Origin of the sequence: Streptomyces sp. TRM64462 (assembly GCF_013362995.1) — a bacterium.
GTDB lineage: Bacteria > Actinomycetota > Actinomycetes > Streptomycetales > Streptomycetaceae > Streptomyces.
This window is the reverse complement of sequence record NZ_JABWDV010000233.1, coordinates 1-15,565: the sequence shown is the minus strand read 5'-3', so window position 1 is coordinate 15,565 and position 15,565 is coordinate 1. Positions and strand designations below refer to the sequence as shown.

Below are 15,565 nucleotides of genomic sequence, written 5' to 3'. Positions count from 1 at the left end.
CCCGGCGGACACGCAGATCGTCGCGTGCCGCGACGCCGACGCGTCCAGCACCGTCGGCAGCCGCTTCCGCTGCCCGAGCGGCGAGATACCGCCCCGTACATACCCCGTCGTACGCTCCGCCGCCGCCGGGTCGGCCATCGTCGCCCGCTTGCCGCCCACCGCCGCCGCCAGCGCCTTCAGGTCGAGCTGGCCCGCCACCGGCACGACCGCCACGGTGAGGGCGCCGTCCACGTCGGCGACGAGCGTCTTGAACACCCGGTCCGGCGACACCCCGAGGGCCTCCGCGGCCTCCGCGCCGTACGAGGCGGACGACGCCGGGTCGTGCTCGTACGCGTGCACCGTGAACGGCGCGCCCGCGGCCGTCAGCGCGACCGTCGCCGGCGTACCGTTGGCCTGCTTCCCGCCCCTGCCGGCGGCCCGGCCCGCCTTCTCCTTCTTCGCCACAGCCCTTTTCCCTCCCGTCAGTTGGGGCTCGTCGGAGCCTGTGTCAGATCGACCGCCGGCAGCGACGGCAGATGCCGCAGCACCGCCGTCTCGGCGCGCAGCAGCCGCAGCTCCTCGCGCAGCCGTGTCGCGGTGTCCGGCGCCTGGAGCAGCCGCTGCTTCGCCGGGATGTCCAGCACCGCCGCCGCGGCCACCAGGTACGACACGACCGACGGCTCGTCCGGCAGCTCCGTGCCCGCCGCCAGGGACCGCTCCCGCGCCCCGGCCAGCCGTTTCTGATACGTACGGAACGCCCGCAGCACGCCCTCGGCGAGCGCGCCCGCCTCCTCGCCCTGACGCTCCTCCAACTCCTCGACCTCCGCGGTGAGGAACGGGCCGCTCGCGTCGACCGACAGCAGCCGCACCCGCTTCGTACCGGTCGCCAGCAGCTCGAAGCTGCCGTCCGCCCGCTCCCGTACGCTCGCCGCGTCGGCGACGCAGCCCACCCCGTGGAAGGCCTTCATCGGGTCGGGGCCGAAACCGGCGGCGGGACCCTTCTCCGGCACAGCCGTCGGGTCCGGCATGCCCGGTGCGGTCGGCGCCACCTCACGCCCGTCGCGGATCGCGACGACGGCGAAGCGGCGCGGCTGCGATTCGTCGATCTTCAGCAGTTCGCGCATCATGGCGCGGTACCGCTCCTCGAAGACGTTCAACGGCAGCACGAGGCCCGGGAACAGCACCGCGTTGAGCGGAAAGAGTGGCAGGCGAGCGGTGGTCACAGCGGTCAAGCGTAATGGTCAGCCCGGCGGCCACGTCCGGCCCGTCCGCACACCGCGCCCCGCAGCGCCGGGAAGCGCCCGCCGCACGCGCCGGCGCGCGTCGAGGAACCGCGACAGCGGATCGCCCCCGGCACCGGCCCACGGGAACGACGTCGCGTACGGGCCGATGAGCCGCAACTGGTCCAGCGCCGCCGCCCACCGCTCCCGCCCGATCAGCACGTACACCAGCGTGTTGCGCAGCTCCGCCGGCCAGGGGTCGGCCGCCGCGTGACGCGCCGACAGCCGGATCGCCAGGTCGGCTGCGGCGTCGATCCGGTCCTCCGGCACCCGGGCCGAGTCCCCGCCCGGCATCGTCATCTGGGCCAGCGCGGCCCGCAGCGGCAGCGCCTGGATCAGCGAGTCGGGGCGGGCGTCGAGCGCGGCCTGCTCCGCGAAGTCGAAGCCCGTGCGGTGCGATCCGTACCAGCGGGCCGACAGGTACTCCAGGGCCGACAGATGGCAGCCGAAGTGGTGCGCCGAGCGGCGCAGGGCCTGCTCCCACAGCGCGGCGAACACATGGTGCGGGGTGCGCGTACCGCGCGCGTGGTCCAGCGCGAGCCGCCAGGGCACCGGGTCGCGGGGCGCCGCCTCGGCCGCCGCGCGGATCATCGGCTCGATCTCGTGGAGCCGCTCCGCCCGGGCCGGCGACTCCCAGGCCCGGCGCAGCGCCAGTTGGGCCGTCACGAGCAGCGCGTCCGGGTCGCCCGGTGCCTCGGCCAGCCAGCCGGTCAGCCACGCGTCCCGGCTGTACGCGAAGGCGGCGAGCCGTACCGCGTACCGGTCACGCTCGTCCCACTCGGCGCACCGCCGGGTCTCGGCCATGAGACGCGCGGCCGGGACATGGTCCCCGAGAGCGGCGGCGACCAGCGCGGGACCGAGCCGGTGGTCCGGCGCGTCCAGCAGCACCGCATCGTCCGGCGGCAGCCCGTCCGCGGGCTGTGCGGCAGGCCGGAGCGGGCGGGGGCCGCCCAGCAGGGCACGGAGCAGAGACATCGTGCCGCCCATTGAAAACCGCAGGTCGGAGCCGCACCAGGGAACGGCTGTGAAGCTTTGGTAGGGGCGGAAAGGTTGTGCGGCCGAATGTCAAGAGACCGTAAAAAGAGCAGGGGTACGGGAGGAGTTCAACTGCGCCGCAGCAGCCGCGACGCCCCCGCCGCCACCGTCGTGGCCAGTATCCAGCCCACCAGGATCAGCACCGTCGACATCCACTGCCACACCCCCGACACCCGCCAGTACCCGTCCTGGCCCAGGTTGATCACCGGCAGCAGCAGATCCAGCGCGTACAGCGCCGCGTTCCAGTGCGGGGACTCGTCGTTCTTGATCGGCACCGGGTCGTACCGCGAGAACGCCAGCGTGCCCGCCGCCCACAGCACCGCCATCCACACCGCAGCCCGCCCCGGCCGGTAGCCGTACGCCACCGTCCAGTCCTGGAGGTACCCCCACAGCTTCGCGGCGAGCGGCAGCGTCTCGCGCCGCCGCCGCTGCTTGGCCAGCAGTACCTCGCGGGCGTCCGCGTCCTCGCCGGTGTTGCGCAGCACCGTCGCCAGCCGTTCGTACGGCTCCGGCGCGTACTCGGGCGTCGCCGCCGCCACCCACTCCAGCCGGCGGGCCAGCGGGAACGGCCCGTACGGCACCAGGTTCTCGTACCCGAACCCGCTCAGCGCGAGCCCGCCCGGGCCCGGCCAGCTGATCGCCTGGTCGACGAGCGTGACGACCTTCGCCCCGTTCAGCACCACCCGCCCCTCCTCCGGGCGCTCGCAGTTGAACCGCAGCTCCGGCGTCACGATCCGGCGGAACGACACCTCCTCCTTGCGGGCCGACGACAGCAGGAACCGCGCGTGGTGCAGATCCACCGCGTCCCCGAACCGCCCGTCGTCCAGACGCACCCCGCCGTGGCACTCGAAGGGCCGCATCCGCGTCCCCCGCATCGGCGTGTTCACCTCACCCACCCCGTACGGCGGTGTGCCGCCCAGCGAGTCGGACGCGCCGCCCACCGAGTCGCTCACCCACGCGTACGTCATGTACAGCGTCCGCTCCACGGTCAGCTGCGGCGCGTTCAGCGCCCGCCGCCCCTCGGCGCCCCGCAGCCGGCTCCCGCGCAGGCTCAGCGAGACGCCGATCTTGGCGCCGCGCAGGCTGAACTCCCCGTACGTCTCGATCAGCTCCGCCTGGAGGTCCTGCGCGACCGACATGCCGTCCGCGATGATCGCCCGGCCCCGCCGGTCCGGCTCCACATGGATCTGGCTGATCAGCAGATCGGTGCCTATCTGGGCGTCCGTGAGCCGCACCCCCCGGTCCACCCGGCAGCGCGGCAGATGCAGGTCGCCCTCCGTGTGCAGCCGCGCCGCCTCCAGGCGCGGAATCGCGCACCCCACCATCCGCAGCGTCGTGAACCGGGACTCCGGCAGCACCACCTCGTTCTCGAACCGGCAGCCCTGCAGCTCCACGTACGGCGCGACCGTGCCGCCCGCCAGGTCCAGCGTCCCGGTGATCATCACGCCGCGCAGCTTCAGCGCCGACACCCGGCCCGCCAGCGCCGCAGGCCCCGACAGCAGCAGCCGCGCCACCACCCGCGCCCGCACCGACCGCGCCTCCGGCCACGGCTGCGGCGCGAACGCGTCGTCCAGGACCGGATGGCCTGCCCGCAGGTCGTACCAGGCCCCGATCCGGAACGCCTGCCACATCCCCAGCTCGGCAGGGGTGAGATCGCCGGGCATGTCGTCGTCGTGCGCGCCTGTGCCGTGCGGCTCGGTCAATGCCGCCCCCTCGCTTCCCCTGTTCGTACGGGTGTTCTTCCCGCTGAGTGACGAACTGAACGCTAACGGTCAGGTGTGACAGTCGGGGGGTGGTGTGGCGTGTATCAGCCAGTGATACGGACCGCCGGAGGCCCGAAACCGTCTGCGAGAATTGACCTGTGATCTCACGAATCGATCTGCGCGGCGACGCCCTCCCGAAGGGCGGCGCTCTGCGCGACCTGCTGCCCCGTGCCGAGTTCGACGTGGAAGCCGCCCTGGAGAAAGTGCGGCCCATCTGCGAGGCCGTGCACCATCGGGGCGACGCGGCGCTGATCGACTACGCCGAGCGGTTCGACGGCGTCACCCTCGACCAGGTACGGGTCCCGGCCGCCGCGCTGACCCGCGCCCTGGAGGAGCTGGACCCGGCCGTCCGCGCGGGCCTGGAGGAGTCCATCCGGCGCGCCCGGATCGTCCACCGCGAGCAGCGCCGCTCCTCGCACACCACGCAGGTCGTGCCCGGCGGCACGGTCACGGAGAAGTGGGTCCCCGTCGAGCGCGTCGGCCTGTACGCGCCGGGCGGCCGCTCCGTCTACCCCTCGTCCGTGATCATGAACGCCGTTCCGGCGCAGGAGGCCGGTGTCGCGTCCATCGCGCTCGCCTCACCGCCGCAGAAGGAACACCACGGCCTGCCGCACCCGACGATCCTCGCCGCCTGCGCCCTCCTCGGCGTCGACGAGGTGTACGCCGTCGGCGGCGCCCAGGCCGTCGCCATGTTCGCTTACGGAACCGAGACCTGCGCCCCCGCCAACATGGTCACAGGCCCCGGCAACATCTGGGTCGCCGCAGCCAAGCGCTACTTCACCGGCCGCATCGGCATCGACACCGAGGCGGGCCCGACCGAGATCGCCGTACTCGCCGACGCCACGGCCGACCCGGTCCACGTCGCCGCCGACCTGATCAGCCAGGCCGAGCACGACCCGCTCGCCGCCGCCGTCCTCGTCACCGACTCCGTCGAGCTGGCCGACGCCGTCGAGCGGGAACTGGAGCCGCAGATCGCCGCGACCAAGCACGTCGAGGACCGCATCCTGCCCGCGCTGCGCGGCAAGCAGTCCGCGATCGTCCTCGTCGACGGCGTCGACGAGGGCCTGCGCGTGGTCGACGCGTACGGCGCGGAGCACCTGGAGATCCAGACCGCCGACGCCGCCGCCGTCGCCCAGCGCGTCCGCAACGCCGGCGCGGTCTTCGTCGGCCCCTGGTCGCCGGTCTCCCTCGGCGACTACTGCGCCGGGTCCAACCACGTCCTGCCGACCGGCGGCTGCGCCTGCCACTCGTCCGGCCTGTCCGTGCAGTCGTTCCTGCGCGGCATCCACATCGTGGACTACACGCGCGACGCCCTCGCCGAGGTCACCCACCACGTGGTCACCCTCGCGGAGGCCGAGGACCTGCCGGCGCACGGCGCCGCCGTGAAGGCGCGCTTCGACTGGAAGGTGCCCGGCAAGTGAGCTCCACGAACGACATCCGCGTCGACGACCTGCCGATCCGCGACGAGCTGCGCGGCAAGTCCGCGTACGGCGCCCCCCAGCTCGACGTCCCGGTCCGGCTGAACACCAACGAGAACCCGTACCCGCTGCCCGAGCCGCTCGTCGAGCGCATCGCGGAGCGCGTCCGCGAGGCCGCCCGCGGCCTCAACCGCTACCCCGACCGCGACGCCGTCGAGCTCCGCACCGAGCTGGCCCGCTACCTCACCCGCACCACCGGGTACGAGGCCGGCACCGGCCAGGTCTGGGCGGCCAACGGCTCCAACGAGGTGCTCCAGCAGCTCCTCCAGGCCTTCGGCGGGCCCGGCCGTATCGCGATGGGCTTCGAACCCTCGTACTCCATGCACGGGCTGATCTCGCGCGGCACCGGCACCGGCTGGATCTCCGGCCCCCGCCGCGAGGACTTCGGCCTCGACGTGGCCGCCGCGGCGGACGCCATCGCCCGGCACCGCCCCGACGTGCTCTTCATCACCTCGCCCAACAACCCCACCGGCACCGCCGTCGACGCCGACACCGTCCTCGCCCTGTACGAGGCCGCCCAGGCCGCCAAGCCGTCCCTGGTCGTCGTCGACGAGGCGTACGTCGAGTTCAGCCACCGCGCCTCGCTGCTGCCGCTCATCGAGGGCCGCCCCCACCTGGTGATCTCCCGCACCATGTCCAAGGCCTTCGGCGCCGCCGGGCTGCGTCTCGGCTACCTCGCCGCCCACCCGGCCGTCGTCGACGCCGTCCAGCTGGTCCGCCTGCCGTACCACCTGTCCGCCGTCACCCAGGCCACCGCGCTCGCCGCACTCGAACACACCGATACGCTGCTCGGGTACGTCGAACAGCTCAAGGCGGAACGGGACCGCCTGGTCGCGGAGCTGCGCGGCATCGGATACGAGGTCACCGAGTCGGACGCCAACTTCGTCCAGTTCGGCCGGTTCGACGGCGAGGGCGCCGCCCACGCCATGTGGCAGCGGATCCTCGACCACGGGGTCCTCGTCCGCGACAACGGCGTACCGGGCTGGCTGCGCGTCACCGCCGGCACGCCCGAAGAGAACGACGCGTTCCTCGATGCGGTTCGCGCAATCAAGAAGGAGCACAGCTGATGAGCCGCGTAGGACGGGTCGAGCGCACCACCAAGGAGACGTCCGTCGTCGTCGAGATCGACCTCGACGGCACCGGCAAGGTCGACGTCGCCACCGGCGTCGGCTTCTACGACCACATGCTCGACCAGCTCGGCCGCCACGGCCTCTTCGACCTCACGGTCAAGACCGACGGCGACCTGCACATCGACTCGCACCACACCATCGAGGACACCGCCCTCGCCCTCGGCGCCGCCTTCAAGCAGGCACTCGGCGACAAGGTCGGCATCTACCGCTTCGGCAACTGCACCGTCCCGCTGGACGAGTCGCTCGCCCAGGTCACCGTCGACCTCTCCGGCCGCCCCTACCTGGTGCACAGCGAGCCCGAGAACATGGCGCCGATGATCGGCTCGTACGACACGACCATGACGCGCCACATCCTGGAGTCGTTCGTCGCGCAGGCCCAGATCGCGCTTCACGTCCACGTCCCGTACGGGCGCAACGCCCACCACATCGTGGAGTGCCAGTTCAAGGCCCTCGCCCGCGCCCTGCGGTACGCCTCCGAGCGCGACCCGCGGGCCGCCGGCATCCTCCCGTCGACGAAGGGCGCCCTGTGACCGGGCTGTCCACGATTCTGATCGTCGTCGGCCTCTTCCTGGCCGGCGGCGTGTACTCCTTCAGCAAGCAGAAGATGCCGAGGGGCGTCATCGTCCTGCTGGCCGGCGCCTCCGCGATGTGCCTGCTCGCCGGCGTTCTGCGCATTCAGGGAATCTGGGATTGACGGTATGACCGCCACCACCAAGAAAGTCGTCGTCTTCGACTACGGATTCGGCAACGTCCGCTCCGCCGAACGCGCCCTCGCGCGCGTAGGGGCCGATGTCGAGATCACGCGCGACTACGACAAGGCCATGAACGCCGACGGGCTCCTCGTCCCCGGCGTCGGCGCGTTCTCCGCGTGCATGACCGGTCTCAAGGAGGCCCGCGGCGACTGGATCGTCGAGCGCAGGCTCTCCGGGGGCCGCCCCGTCATGGGCATCTGCGTCGGCATGCAGATCCTGTTCGCCCGCGGCATCGAGCACGGCGTCGAGACCGAGGGCCTCGACGAGTGGCCCGGGACCGTCGGCCCGCTCAAGGCCCCCGTCGTCCCGCACATGGGCTGGAACACGGTCGAGGCGGCCGACGACAGCGAACTCTTCGCCGGTCTCGACGCCGACGCCCGCTTCTACTTCGTGCACTCGTACGCGGTGCACGACTGGACCATGGAGATCGGCAGCCCCCGTATGCGCGCCCCCAAGGTCACCTGGGCCACGCACGGCGAGCGGTTCGTCGCCGCCGTTGAGAACGGCGCGCTGTGGGCCACCCAGTTCCACCCGGAGAAGTCCGGCGACGCGGGCGCCCAGTTGCTCACCAACTGGCTCAAGACCTTCTGACCGCCACCGCCACCGCCCCACCGCCACCGCTATCGCTAGAGACCAGGACTCTGAGATGACCAAGCTCGAACTCCTCCCCGCCGTCGACGTCCGGGACGGCCAGGCCGTGCGGCTCGTCCATGGCGAGTCCGGCACGGAGACGTCCTACGGCTCCCCGCTGGAGGCGGCCCTGGCCTGGCAGCGCGCGGGCGCCGAATGGCTCCACCTCGTCGACCTCGACGCCGCGTTCGGCACCGGCGACAACCGCGACCTGATCGCGGAGGTCACCCGGGCCATGGACATCAAGGTCGAGCTGTCCGGCGGCATCCGCGACGACGCCTCCCTGGCCGCCGCCCTGGCCACCGGCTGCACCCGCGTCAACCTCGGCACCGCCGCCCTGGAGACCCCCGAGTGGGTCGCCAAGGTCATCGCCGAGCACGGCGACAAGATCGCCGTCGGCCTCGACGTGCGCGGCACGACCCTGCGCGGCCGCGGCTGGACCCGCGACGGCGGCGACCTGTACGAGACGCTGGAGCGCCTCAACACCGAGGGCTGCGCCCGCTACGTCGTCACCGACATCGCCAAGGACGGCACCCTCCAGGGCCCCAACCTGGAGCTCCTGAAGAACGTCTGCGCGGCCACCGACCGCCCCGTCGTGGCCTCCGGCGGCGTCTCCTCGCTGGCCGACCTGCGGGCCATCTCCGAGCTCGTCCCGCTCGGCGTCGAGGGCGCCATCGTCGGCAAGGCGCTGTACGCCAAGACGTTCACCCTCGAAGAAGCCCTGGCGGCGGTGGCGGAATGACGTCGGCGGACGCCGTACGACGGGTGCGGAGCGGAAGCCCCTGCGAGGAGCCGTGCGGCTTCTCGGTCGAAGTAGAGCTGGAAGCATTCCGAGGAGCCGTGTCATGACGCTCGCCGTCCGAGTCATCCCCTGCCTCGACGTGGACAACGGCCGCGTCGTCAAGGGCGTCAACTTCCAGAACCTGCGCGACGCCGGCGACCCCGTCGAGATGGCCAAGCTGTACGACGCCGAGGGCGCCGACGAGCTGACGTTCCTCGACATCACCGCGTCCTCGGGCAACCGCGAGACCACGTACGACGTGGTGCGCCGCACCGCCGAGCAGGTCTTCATCCCGCTGACCGTGGGCGGCGGCGTGCGCAGCGCCGAGGACGTCGACAAGCTGCTGCGCGCCGGCGCGGACAAGGTCGGCGTCAACACGGCGGCGATCGCCCGCCCCGAGCTGATCCGGGAGATCGCGGAGCGCTTCGGCCGCCAGGTCCTCGTCCTGTCCGTGGACGCCCGCCGCGCGGCCGGCACGGCCTCCGGGTTCGAGGTCACCACCCACGGCGGCCGCCGTGGCACCGGCATGGACGCCGTCGAGTGGGCCCACCGCGCCGCGGAGCTGGGCGCCGGCGAGATCCTCCTCAACTCGATGGACGCGGACGGCACGAAGGACGGCTACGACACGGAGATGATCGCGGCCGTACGCCGCCATGTCACCGTGCCGGTCATCGCCTCGGGCGGCGCGGGCAGGCTGACGGACTTCCCGCCGGCGATCGACGCGGGCGCGGACGCGGTCCTGGCCGCGTCGGTCTTCCACTTCGGCGACCTCCGCATCGGCGAGGTCAAGGAAACCCTGCGAGACGCGGGCCACCCGGTCCGCTGAGCCGCCGCCGGCGGGTCCTGACGCGCGGGCCCGCCGCCGGCGGTTCGCGCTTCAGCTCACGTGCTGGGCCAGTTGGATCAGGTTCCCGACCGTGTCGTCCAGGACGGCCGTCAGGACGGGTCCCTGCTCCTGCGGCTCCTGCGTGAACACCACGCCCAGCCGGCTCAGCCGCTCGTACTCCGCCCGCAGATCGTCCACGCCGAAGACGATGCACGGCAGCCCCGCCTCCCGCAGCCCCTTCGTGTACGCCCGCGCGATCGGGCTGTCCCCGGGCTCCAGCAGCAGCTCCACGTCCTGCCCCGGCGCGCCGACGGTGATGAAGAGGGCACCGCCGAGATCGATGCGGGTGCGTGTCTCGAACCCCAGGACGTCCGTGTAGAAGGCGTGCGCCTTCTCCTCGTCGTCCACGTACACGCTGGTCATCGCGATCCTGAGCATCGTCGTCCTCTCCGCCGGTGGAGGTGGGTCAGATGCCCAGTTTCGCCTCCAGCACACGCGCCACGGCCTCTTTGTCCCCGTCCAGCTCCACGTGCGCGGCGCCCTGGCGCCCGTACAGGAACAGGATCAGCTCGCCCGGCTCTCCGGTGACCGTCACCACGGGCGCACCGCGGTGCGCGACCGCCGTCTGACCGTTCGGGCGCCGCACCACGAGCCCCACCGGGCATCGGCGCCCCGCGAGGCGGGCCATCTTCTCCAGCCTGGTCCACAGGGCGTCCGTGAACACGGGGTCCAGTTCCCGCGGCGTCCAGTCCGCCTGCGCGCGCCGGACGTCCTCGGTGTGGACGTAGAACTCGACCGTGTTCGCCCCCTCGTCGACCTGCTTGATCGAGAAGGGCGACATCCGGGGCGGGCCCGTACGGATCAGCTGGATCAGCTCCTCGTACGGCTTCGCCGCGAACTCCGCCTGCACCCGCTCCAGGCGGTCCCGCAGCGGTCCGATCAGGACGCCGGCCGCCGCGTCCGGGCGGCGCTCCCGCACCACCACATGGGCCGCGAGCTCACGGGCGGTCCAGCCGTCGCACAGGGTCGGGGCGTCCGGACCCGCCGCCTCCAACAGGTCGGCGAGCAGAAGCCGTTCACGCTTGGCATGGGTCGACATGTCCGCAAGGGTACGGCCGCCCCGCCCGGTCCGCCCAGTGGACACGGCCCGGGCGCCCCCCGAGCGCGCGGCACAATGGCGTCATGACCAGCAACCTTGACCCGGCCATCGCCGCCCGTCTCAAGCGCAGCCCCGACGGGCTGGTCCCGGCCATCGCCCAGCAGTACGACACCGGCGAAGTCCTCATGCTCGGCTGGATGGACGACGAGGCCCTGCACCGCACCCTCACCACCGGCCGCTGCACCTACTGGTCGCGCAGCCGCCAGGAGTACTGGGTCAAGGGAGACACCTCCGGCCACGTCCAGCACGTCAAGTCCGTCGCCCTCGACTGCGACGCCGACACCGTGCTGGTCAAGGTCGACCAGGTCGGCGCCGCCTGCCACACCGGCGCCCGCACCTGCTTCGACGCCGACGTCCTGCCGCTCGGCAAGTAAGGTCGGGCGCCATGGACCTCGAGACCTTCCGCAAGCTGGCGGCCGACCGCCGCGTGATCCCCGTGAGCCGCCGCCTGCTCGCGGACGGCGACACGCCGGTGGGCCTCTACCGCAAGCTCGCCGCCGAGCGCCCCGGGACGTTCCTGCTGGAGTCCGCCGAGAACGGCCTCGGCTCCTGGTCCCGGTACTCCTTCGTCGGCGTCCGCAGCGCCGCCACGCTCACCGCCCGCGAGGGCCGGGCGCACTGGCTGGGCACCCCACCGGTCGGCGTGCCCCTCGACGGCGACCCGCTGGCCGCCCTGCGCGCCACCGTGCAGACCCTGCACACCCCGCGCGACCTGGCCTCCGGCATGCCGCCCTTCACCGGCGGCATGGTCGGCTACCTCGGCTACGACATCGTGCGCCGCCTGGAACGCGTCGGCGACCACGGCACCGACGACCTGCGGCTGCCCGAGCTGACCATGCTGCTCACCTCCGACCTCGCCGTCCTCGACCACTGGGAGGGCACGGTCCTGCTGATCGCCAACGCGATCAACCACAACGACCTCGACACCGGCGTCGACGAGGCCTACGCGGACGCCGTCGCCCGGCTCGACGCCATGCAGGCCGACCTCACCAAGCCCGCCGACTCCGCGCCCGCCGCCCTCCCGCCGTCCGAGCTGCCCGAGTACACCGCCCTGTGGGGCGGCACGGCCTATCAGGAGGCCGTCGAGGACATCAAGGAGCGCATCCGGGCCGGCGAGGCCTTCCAGGTCGTGCCCTCGCAGCGCTTCGAGACCCCCTGCACGGCGAGCGCCCTGGACGTCTACCGGGTGCTGCGGGCCACCAACCCGTCCCCGTACATGTACCTGTTCCGCTTCGACGGGTTCGACGTCGTCGGCTCCAGCCCGGAAGCACTGGTCAAAGTTGAGGACGGCCGCGCGATGGTGCACCCCATCGCCGGAACGCGCCCGCGCGGGGCGACCCCGCAGGAGGACCAGGCGCTCGCGGACGAGCTCATCGCGGACCCCAAGGAGCGCGCCGAGCACCTCATGCTCGTCGACCTCGGCCGCAACGACCTGGGCCGGGTCTGCGAACCGGGCTCCGTCGAGGTCGTCGACTTCATGTCGATCGAGCGCTACTCCCACGTCATGCACATCGTCTCGACCGTGACCGGCCGGGTCGCGGACGGCCGCACCGCCTTCGACGTGCTCACCGCCTGCTTCCCCGCCGGCACGCTCTCCGGCGCGCCCAAGCCGCGCGCCCTGCAGATCATCGAGGAGCTGGAGCCCACCAGGCGCGGCCTGTACGGCGGCGCCGTCGGCTACCTCGACTTCGCGGGCGACTCCGACACGGCCATCGCCATCCGCACCGCCCTGCTGCGCGACGGCACCGCCTACGTGCAGGCCGGCGCCGGTGTCGTCGCCGACTCGGACCCGGTCGCCGAGGACACCGAATGCCGCAACAAGGCGGCCGCGGTGCTCCGCGCCGTCCACACCGCCAACCGGATGAACCGCGTCTGAGGCCATGGGGGATAGTGGGTACGTGAGTGCCGCATCCGTACCCCAGCCCCGTACCACGCGCGCGGGCGACGCGGCGGCCGCCACGGGCGGTCGCCGCAGCCTCGCCACCGCCCTCCTGCTCGGCGCCGTCGGCGCCGCCGTCGTCCTCCTCGCCTCCGGCCAGACCTGGACCGAGGGCAAGGTCGTGTCGACCGTCGGCTCCGGTGCCGTCCTGGACGCGGCGGGCGGTGACGTCACCGGGGCGCCCACCGCCCTCGCCATCGTCGGGCTCGCCGCCCTGGTCGCCGTCCTCGCGGCACGTGGCGCAGGCCGCCGCCTCGTCGCGCTGCTGCTCACGCTGAGCGGTGCCGGAGCGGCCGCGGCGGCCCTCCTGGGTGCCTCCGACAGCGCGGCACTCGACGCGGAGGCCGCCCGCGCGACCGGCGACACCGCCGCCCGCGTCGACGCCCTCACCCAGACGCCCTGGCCGTACATCACGGCCGCGGCCGCCCTGCTGATCCTGGCCGCCGGCCTCCTGGCCCTGCGCTACGGCCGCACCTGGCCCGCCATGTCCGGCCGGTACGAACGCGACACCGGCCCCCGCGCGCGTAGCGCCCGCCGGACGGCCGGCGACCCCGAGCGGCCCGAGGAGCTGTGGAAGGCCCTCGACCGCGGCGAGGACCCCACCGACCGCACCTGATCCCCGGGTACGCCGCACGACCCACGCACGAGCGGCCCACCCCGGGATCACTCCGCACGCGCGCGTGCGGAACAATGGCGACGAGCGACCGCACTCGGCGGGGCCTCACACAGAGCAACATTCAACGAGGAGCAACTCATGGCGGGCAGCGCCCACGGACACACCCCGGCCGCCTGGACCGGTGTCACCATCTCCTTCATCGGCTTCTGCGTCGCCGGTGTCTTCATGGTGGCGGCGAACCCGCTCGGCTTCTGGGCCGGGATGGGCGTCGTCGTGCTCGGCGGTGTCGTCGGTCTCGCCATGAAGGCCGCCGGCCTCGGCATGCCGAAGCCGACCCAGGAGGCGCTCGACGCCCGCGCCCAGGTCGGCGCGCGGAAGGCCTGACCCTCGGTCACACCCCGCGAGGCGCGGTCCGGCACGGCCGGGCTGCGCCTCTCCGCATGAGCGGCGACAATCACCGGGTGGACGTCACCCCGAGCCCCTCAGCCCCGAACCGCGCAGCCCCGAGCCCCTCAGCCCCGAACCACGCAGCCCCGAGCCCCTCAGCCCCGCCCCCGCCGCCCCAGCAGCCCCCGCCCCGCCCGGGCGCCGGGCCCGCCCCCGTACCGCCGCTGACCCGGCGCCTCGCCGCGCCGCTGGGCGCGCTCGCCGGGGTCGCCGCGGCCTTCGCGTACGTGGGGACGGTCGACCCCAACGAACCCGGCCACTACCCCGTCTGCCCCCTGTTGCGGTACACGGGCCTCTACTGCCCCGGCTGCGGCGGCCTGCGCAGCGCGCACGCGTTCATCCACGGCGACCTCACCACCGCGCTCGGCGCCAACGCCCCGGCCGTCGCCGGGTATGTCGCGTTCGCCGTGCTGATGGTGTTCTGGCTGGTCAAGGCCGTCCGCGGGATGCGCTTCCAGGTCACCGTGCCGCCGGCCGCCTGGTGGGTGCTCGGCACGGTGGGCGCGGTGTTCTCGGTGGTGCGGAATCTGCCGTTCGGCTCCGCACTGGCCCCGTGAACCCACAGGTCACAGCGGTGTTCCCGACCAGATGCGATTTCTGGCCCCACCTCCGGATACCATCGAGGTGTCCGGCTTGATCAAAACATCACCCTCCCGGAAGGGGGCCTCTCGCGTGAGTGTGCTCGACGAGATCATCGAGGGCGTGCGCGCCGACCTCGCAGAGCGACAGGCGCGGGTCTCCCTCGACGAGCTGAAGGAGCGCGCCGCCAAGGCTCCCCAGGCCCGCGACGGTGCCGCCGCGCTGCGTGGCGAGGGTGTGCAGGTCATCTGCGAGGTGAAGCGCTCCAGCCCGTCCAAGGGCGCGCTGGCGGCCATCGCCGACCCGGCGGGGCTCGCCGCCGACTACGAGGCGGGCGGCGCGGCCGTCATCTCCGTCCTCACCGAGCAGCGCCGCTTCGGCGGCTCCCTCGCCGACCTGGAGGCCGTCCGGGCCCGGGTCGACATCCCGGTGCTCCGCAAGGACTTCATCGTCACCGCGTACCAGCTCTGGGAGGCTCGCGCGTACGGCGCCGACCTGGCCCTGCTGATCGTGGCCGCCCTGGACCAGCCCGCGCTGGTGTCCCTCATCGAGCGCGCCGAGTCCATCGGGCTCACCCCGCTCGTCGAGGTCCACGACGAGGCGGAGGTCGAGCGCGCCGTCGACGCCGGCGCCCGCATCATCGGCGTCAACGCCCGTGACCTGAAGACCCTCAAGGTCGACCGCTCCACCTTCGAGCGGGTCGCCCCCGAGATCCCGGCCGGCATCGTCAAGGTCGCCGAGTCCGGTGTGCGCGGGCCGCACGACCTGATCGCCTACGCCAACGCGGGCGCCGACGCCGTGCTCGTCGGGGAGTCGCTGGTCACCGGCCGCGACCCCAAGGCCGCCGTCGCCGACCTGGTCGCCGCGGGCGCCCACCCCGCCCTGCGCCACGGACGGGCCTGACCGCCATGTCCGCCGCCGTCACCCGCTTCGCGTCGCCCCAGGCCCTCCCGGGCCGGGCCACGCGCGCGTGGGCGACGGCCGAGGCACCCCCTCCCGGCTACGCCCGCCTCGCCCGCGGCTGCCGCCCGCGCGGCTGCCGCGCACCGGCGCGGCGGGTGCACGGGCGCCGGGTGCGGTACGTCATCGGCTCCGAGCCGGGTCAGGTCAACGGGATGCGATGGCGCCGCGGGGCTTCTGTCCCCCACCCCGCGCCTTTCTGAATCGGGGG

General features: G+C 73.2%; 19 protein-coding genes and 1 pseudogene. 14 read left to right on the top strand and 6 right to left on the bottom strand.

Annotated elements, in window-relative coordinates; genetic code table 11:
* The 4 genes and pseudogenes from HTZ82_RS10885 to HTZ82_RS10870 form a co-directional block, all read right to left on the bottom strand.
* On the bottom strand, positions 1 to 444 hold a 444-nt coding region (locus tag HTZ82_RS10885), incomplete at its 3' end, for an aminoacyl-tRNA deacylase (RefSeq protein WP_175409130.1).
* A gap of 17 nt (positions 445 to 461) precedes the next feature.
* A complete protein-coding gene (locus HTZ82_RS10880) occupies positions 462 to 1,202 on the bottom strand; it encodes an LON peptidase substrate-binding domain-containing protein (RefSeq protein ID WP_175409129.1) in 741 nt (246 codons plus the stop codon).
* Positions 1,203 to 1,207: 5 nt separating this feature from the next.
* A pseudogene (locus HTZ82_RS10875) lies at positions 1,208 to 2,234 on the bottom strand (hypothetical protein).
* 128 nt (positions 2,235 to 2,362) lie between these two features.
* Entirely contained in the window at positions 2,363 to 3,958 is a 1,596-nt protein-coding gene (locus HTZ82_RS10870; protein ID WP_175409132.1) for an oxidoreductase, read from the bottom strand.
* Positions 3,959 to 4,155: 197 nt separating this feature from the next.
* Here HTZ82_RS10870 and hisD point away from each other — a divergent pair, with 197 nt between their 5' ends.
* The 7 genes from hisD (at position 4,156) to hisF (ending at position 9,654) form a co-directional block, all read left to right on the top strand.
* The gene (hisD, locus tag HTZ82_RS10865; RefSeq protein WP_175409128.1) at positions 4,156 to 5,478 is read left to right on the top strand and encodes a histidinol dehydrogenase; all 1,323 of its coding nucleotides are present in this window, start codon (positions 4,156 to 4,158) and stop codon (positions 5,476 to 5,478) included.
* Positions 5,475 to 6,602, top strand: a complete 1,128-nt coding sequence (locus HTZ82_RS10860) for a histidinol-phosphate transaminase (protein WP_309235410.1) — start codon at positions 5,475 to 5,477, stop codon at positions 6,600 to 6,602. The genes hisD and HTZ82_RS10860 overlap by 4 nt, the downstream gene beginning before the upstream one ends.
* A complete protein-coding gene (gene hisB / locus HTZ82_RS10855; protein WP_175409127.1) occupies positions 6,602 to 7,195 on the top strand; it encodes an imidazoleglycerol-phosphate dehydratase HisB in 594 nt (197 codons plus the stop codon). Before HTZ82_RS10860 ends, hisB begins: the two co-directional genes overlap by 1 nt.
* Complete coding sequence (locus HTZ82_RS10850) at positions 7,192 to 7,359, top strand: hypothetical protein (RefSeq protein WP_175409126.1); 168 nt, start codon at positions 7,192 to 7,194, stop codon at positions 7,357 to 7,359. Before hisB ends, HTZ82_RS10850 begins: the two co-directional genes overlap by 4 nt.
* A gap of 4 nt (positions 7,360 to 7,363) precedes the next feature.
* Positions 7,364 to 8,008 (top strand): imidazole glycerol phosphate synthase subunit HisH, encoded by a 645-nt coding sequence (gene hisH / locus HTZ82_RS10845; RefSeq protein ID WP_175409125.1) that lies wholly within the window; start codon positions 7,364 to 7,366, stop codon positions 8,006 to 8,008.
* Between the two features lie 55 nt (positions 8,009 to 8,063).
* Entirely contained in the window at positions 8,064 to 8,789 is a 726-nt protein-coding gene (gene priA / locus HTZ82_RS10840; RefSeq protein WP_175409124.1) for a bifunctional 1-(5-phosphoribosyl)-5-((5-phosphoribosylamino)methylideneamino)imidazole-4-carboxamide isomerase/phosphoribosylanthranilate isomerase PriA, read from the top strand.
* A 103-nt stretch (positions 8,790 to 8,892) separates the two neighbouring features.
* Complete coding sequence (gene hisF / locus HTZ82_RS10835) at positions 8,893 to 9,654, top strand: imidazole glycerol phosphate synthase subunit HisF (protein WP_175409123.1); 762 nt, start codon at positions 8,893 to 8,895, stop codon at positions 9,652 to 9,654.
* A gap of 51 nt (positions 9,655 to 9,705) precedes the next feature.
* Here hisF and HTZ82_RS10830 read toward each other — a convergent pair whose 3' ends face one another.
* Positions 9,706 to 10,092, bottom strand: coding sequence for a VOC family protein (locus tag HTZ82_RS10830; RefSeq protein WP_175409122.1), 387 nt, complete (start codon positions 10,090 to 10,092; stop codon positions 9,706 to 9,708).
* 28 nt (positions 10,093 to 10,120) lie between these two features.
* A complete protein-coding gene (locus tag HTZ82_RS10825) occupies positions 10,121 to 10,753 on the bottom strand; it encodes a TIGR03085 family metal-binding protein (RefSeq protein WP_175409121.1) in 633 nt (210 codons plus the stop codon).
* Between the two features lie 83 nt (positions 10,754 to 10,836).
* On the opposite strand from HTZ82_RS10825, the gene hisI reads away from it, so the two are divergent.
* The 7 genes from hisI (at position 10,837) to trpM (ending at position 15,557) form a co-directional block, all read left to right on the top strand.
* A complete protein-coding gene (gene hisI, locus HTZ82_RS10820) occupies positions 10,837 to 11,187 on the top strand; it encodes a phosphoribosyl-AMP cyclohydrolase (RefSeq protein WP_073752349.1) in 351 nt (116 codons plus the stop codon).
* Between the two features lie 11 nt (positions 11,188 to 11,198).
* Positions 11,199 to 12,689, top strand: coding sequence for an anthranilate synthase component I (locus tag HTZ82_RS10815; protein ID WP_175409120.1), 1,491 nt, complete (start codon positions 11,199 to 11,201; stop codon positions 12,687 to 12,689).
* 4 nt (positions 12,690 to 12,693) lie between these two features.
* A complete protein-coding gene (locus tag HTZ82_RS10810) occupies positions 12,694 to 13,368 on the top strand; it encodes a TIGR02234 family membrane protein (RefSeq protein ID WP_175409119.1) in 675 nt (224 codons plus the stop codon).
* Between the two features lie 138 nt (positions 13,369 to 13,506).
* Positions 13,507 to 13,752: an HGxxPAAW family protein gene (locus HTZ82_RS10805; RefSeq protein ID WP_175409118.1), complete on the top strand. Its 246-nt coding sequence runs from the start codon at positions 13,507 to 13,509 to the stop codon at positions 13,750 to 13,752.
* A 56-nt stretch (positions 13,753 to 13,808) separates the two neighbouring features.
* Complete coding sequence (locus HTZ82_RS10800; RefSeq protein ID WP_175409117.1) at positions 13,809 to 14,372, top strand: DUF2752 domain-containing protein; 564 nt, start codon at positions 13,809 to 13,811, stop codon at positions 14,370 to 14,372.
* Positions 14,373 to 14,487: 115 nt separating this feature from the next.
* The gene (gene trpC / locus HTZ82_RS10795) at positions 14,488 to 15,297 is read left to right on the top strand and encodes an indole-3-glycerol phosphate synthase TrpC (RefSeq protein WP_175409116.1); all 810 of its coding nucleotides are present in this window, start codon (positions 14,488 to 14,490) and stop codon (positions 15,295 to 15,297) included.
* Between the two features lie 5 nt (positions 15,298 to 15,302).
* Positions 15,303 to 15,557, top strand: coding sequence for a tryptophan biosynthesis modulator TrpM (gene trpM, locus HTZ82_RS32915; RefSeq protein WP_309235409.1), 255 nt, complete (start codon positions 15,303 to 15,305; stop codon positions 15,555 to 15,557).
* Positions 15,558 to 15,565 lie beyond the last annotated feature (8 nt).

Coding starts and splice junctions, on each gene's coding strand:
- hisF (WP_175409123.1), top strand. CDS start 8,893: ATGACGCTCGCCGTCCGAGTCATCCCCTGCCTCGACGTGGACAACGGC.
- HTZ82_RS10800 (WP_175409117.1), top strand. CDS start 13,809: ATGAGCGGCGACAATCACCGGGTGGACGTCACCCCGAGCCCCTCAGCC.
- trpM (WP_309235409.1), top strand. CDS start 15,303: ATGTCCGCCGCCGTCACCCGCTTCGCGTCGCCCCAGGCCCTCCCGGGC.
- HTZ82_RS10815 (WP_175409120.1), top strand. CDS start 11,199: ATGGACCTCGAGACCTTCCGCAAGCTGGCGGCCGACCGCCGCGTGATC.
- hisI (WP_073752349.1), top strand. CDS start 10,837: ATGACCAGCAACCTTGACCCGGCCATCGCCGCCCGTCTCAAGCGCAGC.
- hisB (WP_175409127.1), top strand. CDS start 6,602: ATGAGCCGCGTAGGACGGGTCGAGCGCACCACCAAGGAGACGTCCGTC.
- HTZ82_RS10870 (WP_175409132.1), bottom strand. CDS start 3,958: ATGCCCGGCGATCTCACCCCTGCCGAGCTGGGGATGTGGCAGGCGTTC.
- HTZ82_RS10810 (WP_175409119.1), top strand. CDS start 12,694: ATGGGGGATAGTGGGTACGTGAGTGCCGCATCCGTACCCCAGCCCCGT.
- HTZ82_RS10830 (WP_175409122.1), bottom strand. CDS start 10,092: ATGCTCAGGATCGCGATGACCAGCGTGTACGTGGACGACGAGGAGAAG.
- hisH (WP_175409125.1), top strand. CDS start 7,364: ATGACCGCCACCACCAAGAAAGTCGTCGTCTTCGACTACGGATTCGGC.
- HTZ82_RS10825 (WP_175409121.1), bottom strand. CDS start 10,753: ATGTCGACCCATGCCAAGCGTGAACGGCTTCTGCTCGCCGACCTGTTG.
- priA (WP_175409124.1), top strand. CDS start 8,064: ATGACCAAGCTCGAACTCCTCCCCGCCGTCGACGTCCGGGACGGCCAG.
- HTZ82_RS10805 (WP_175409118.1), top strand. CDS start 13,507: ATGGCGGGCAGCGCCCACGGACACACCCCGGCCGCCTGGACCGGTGTC.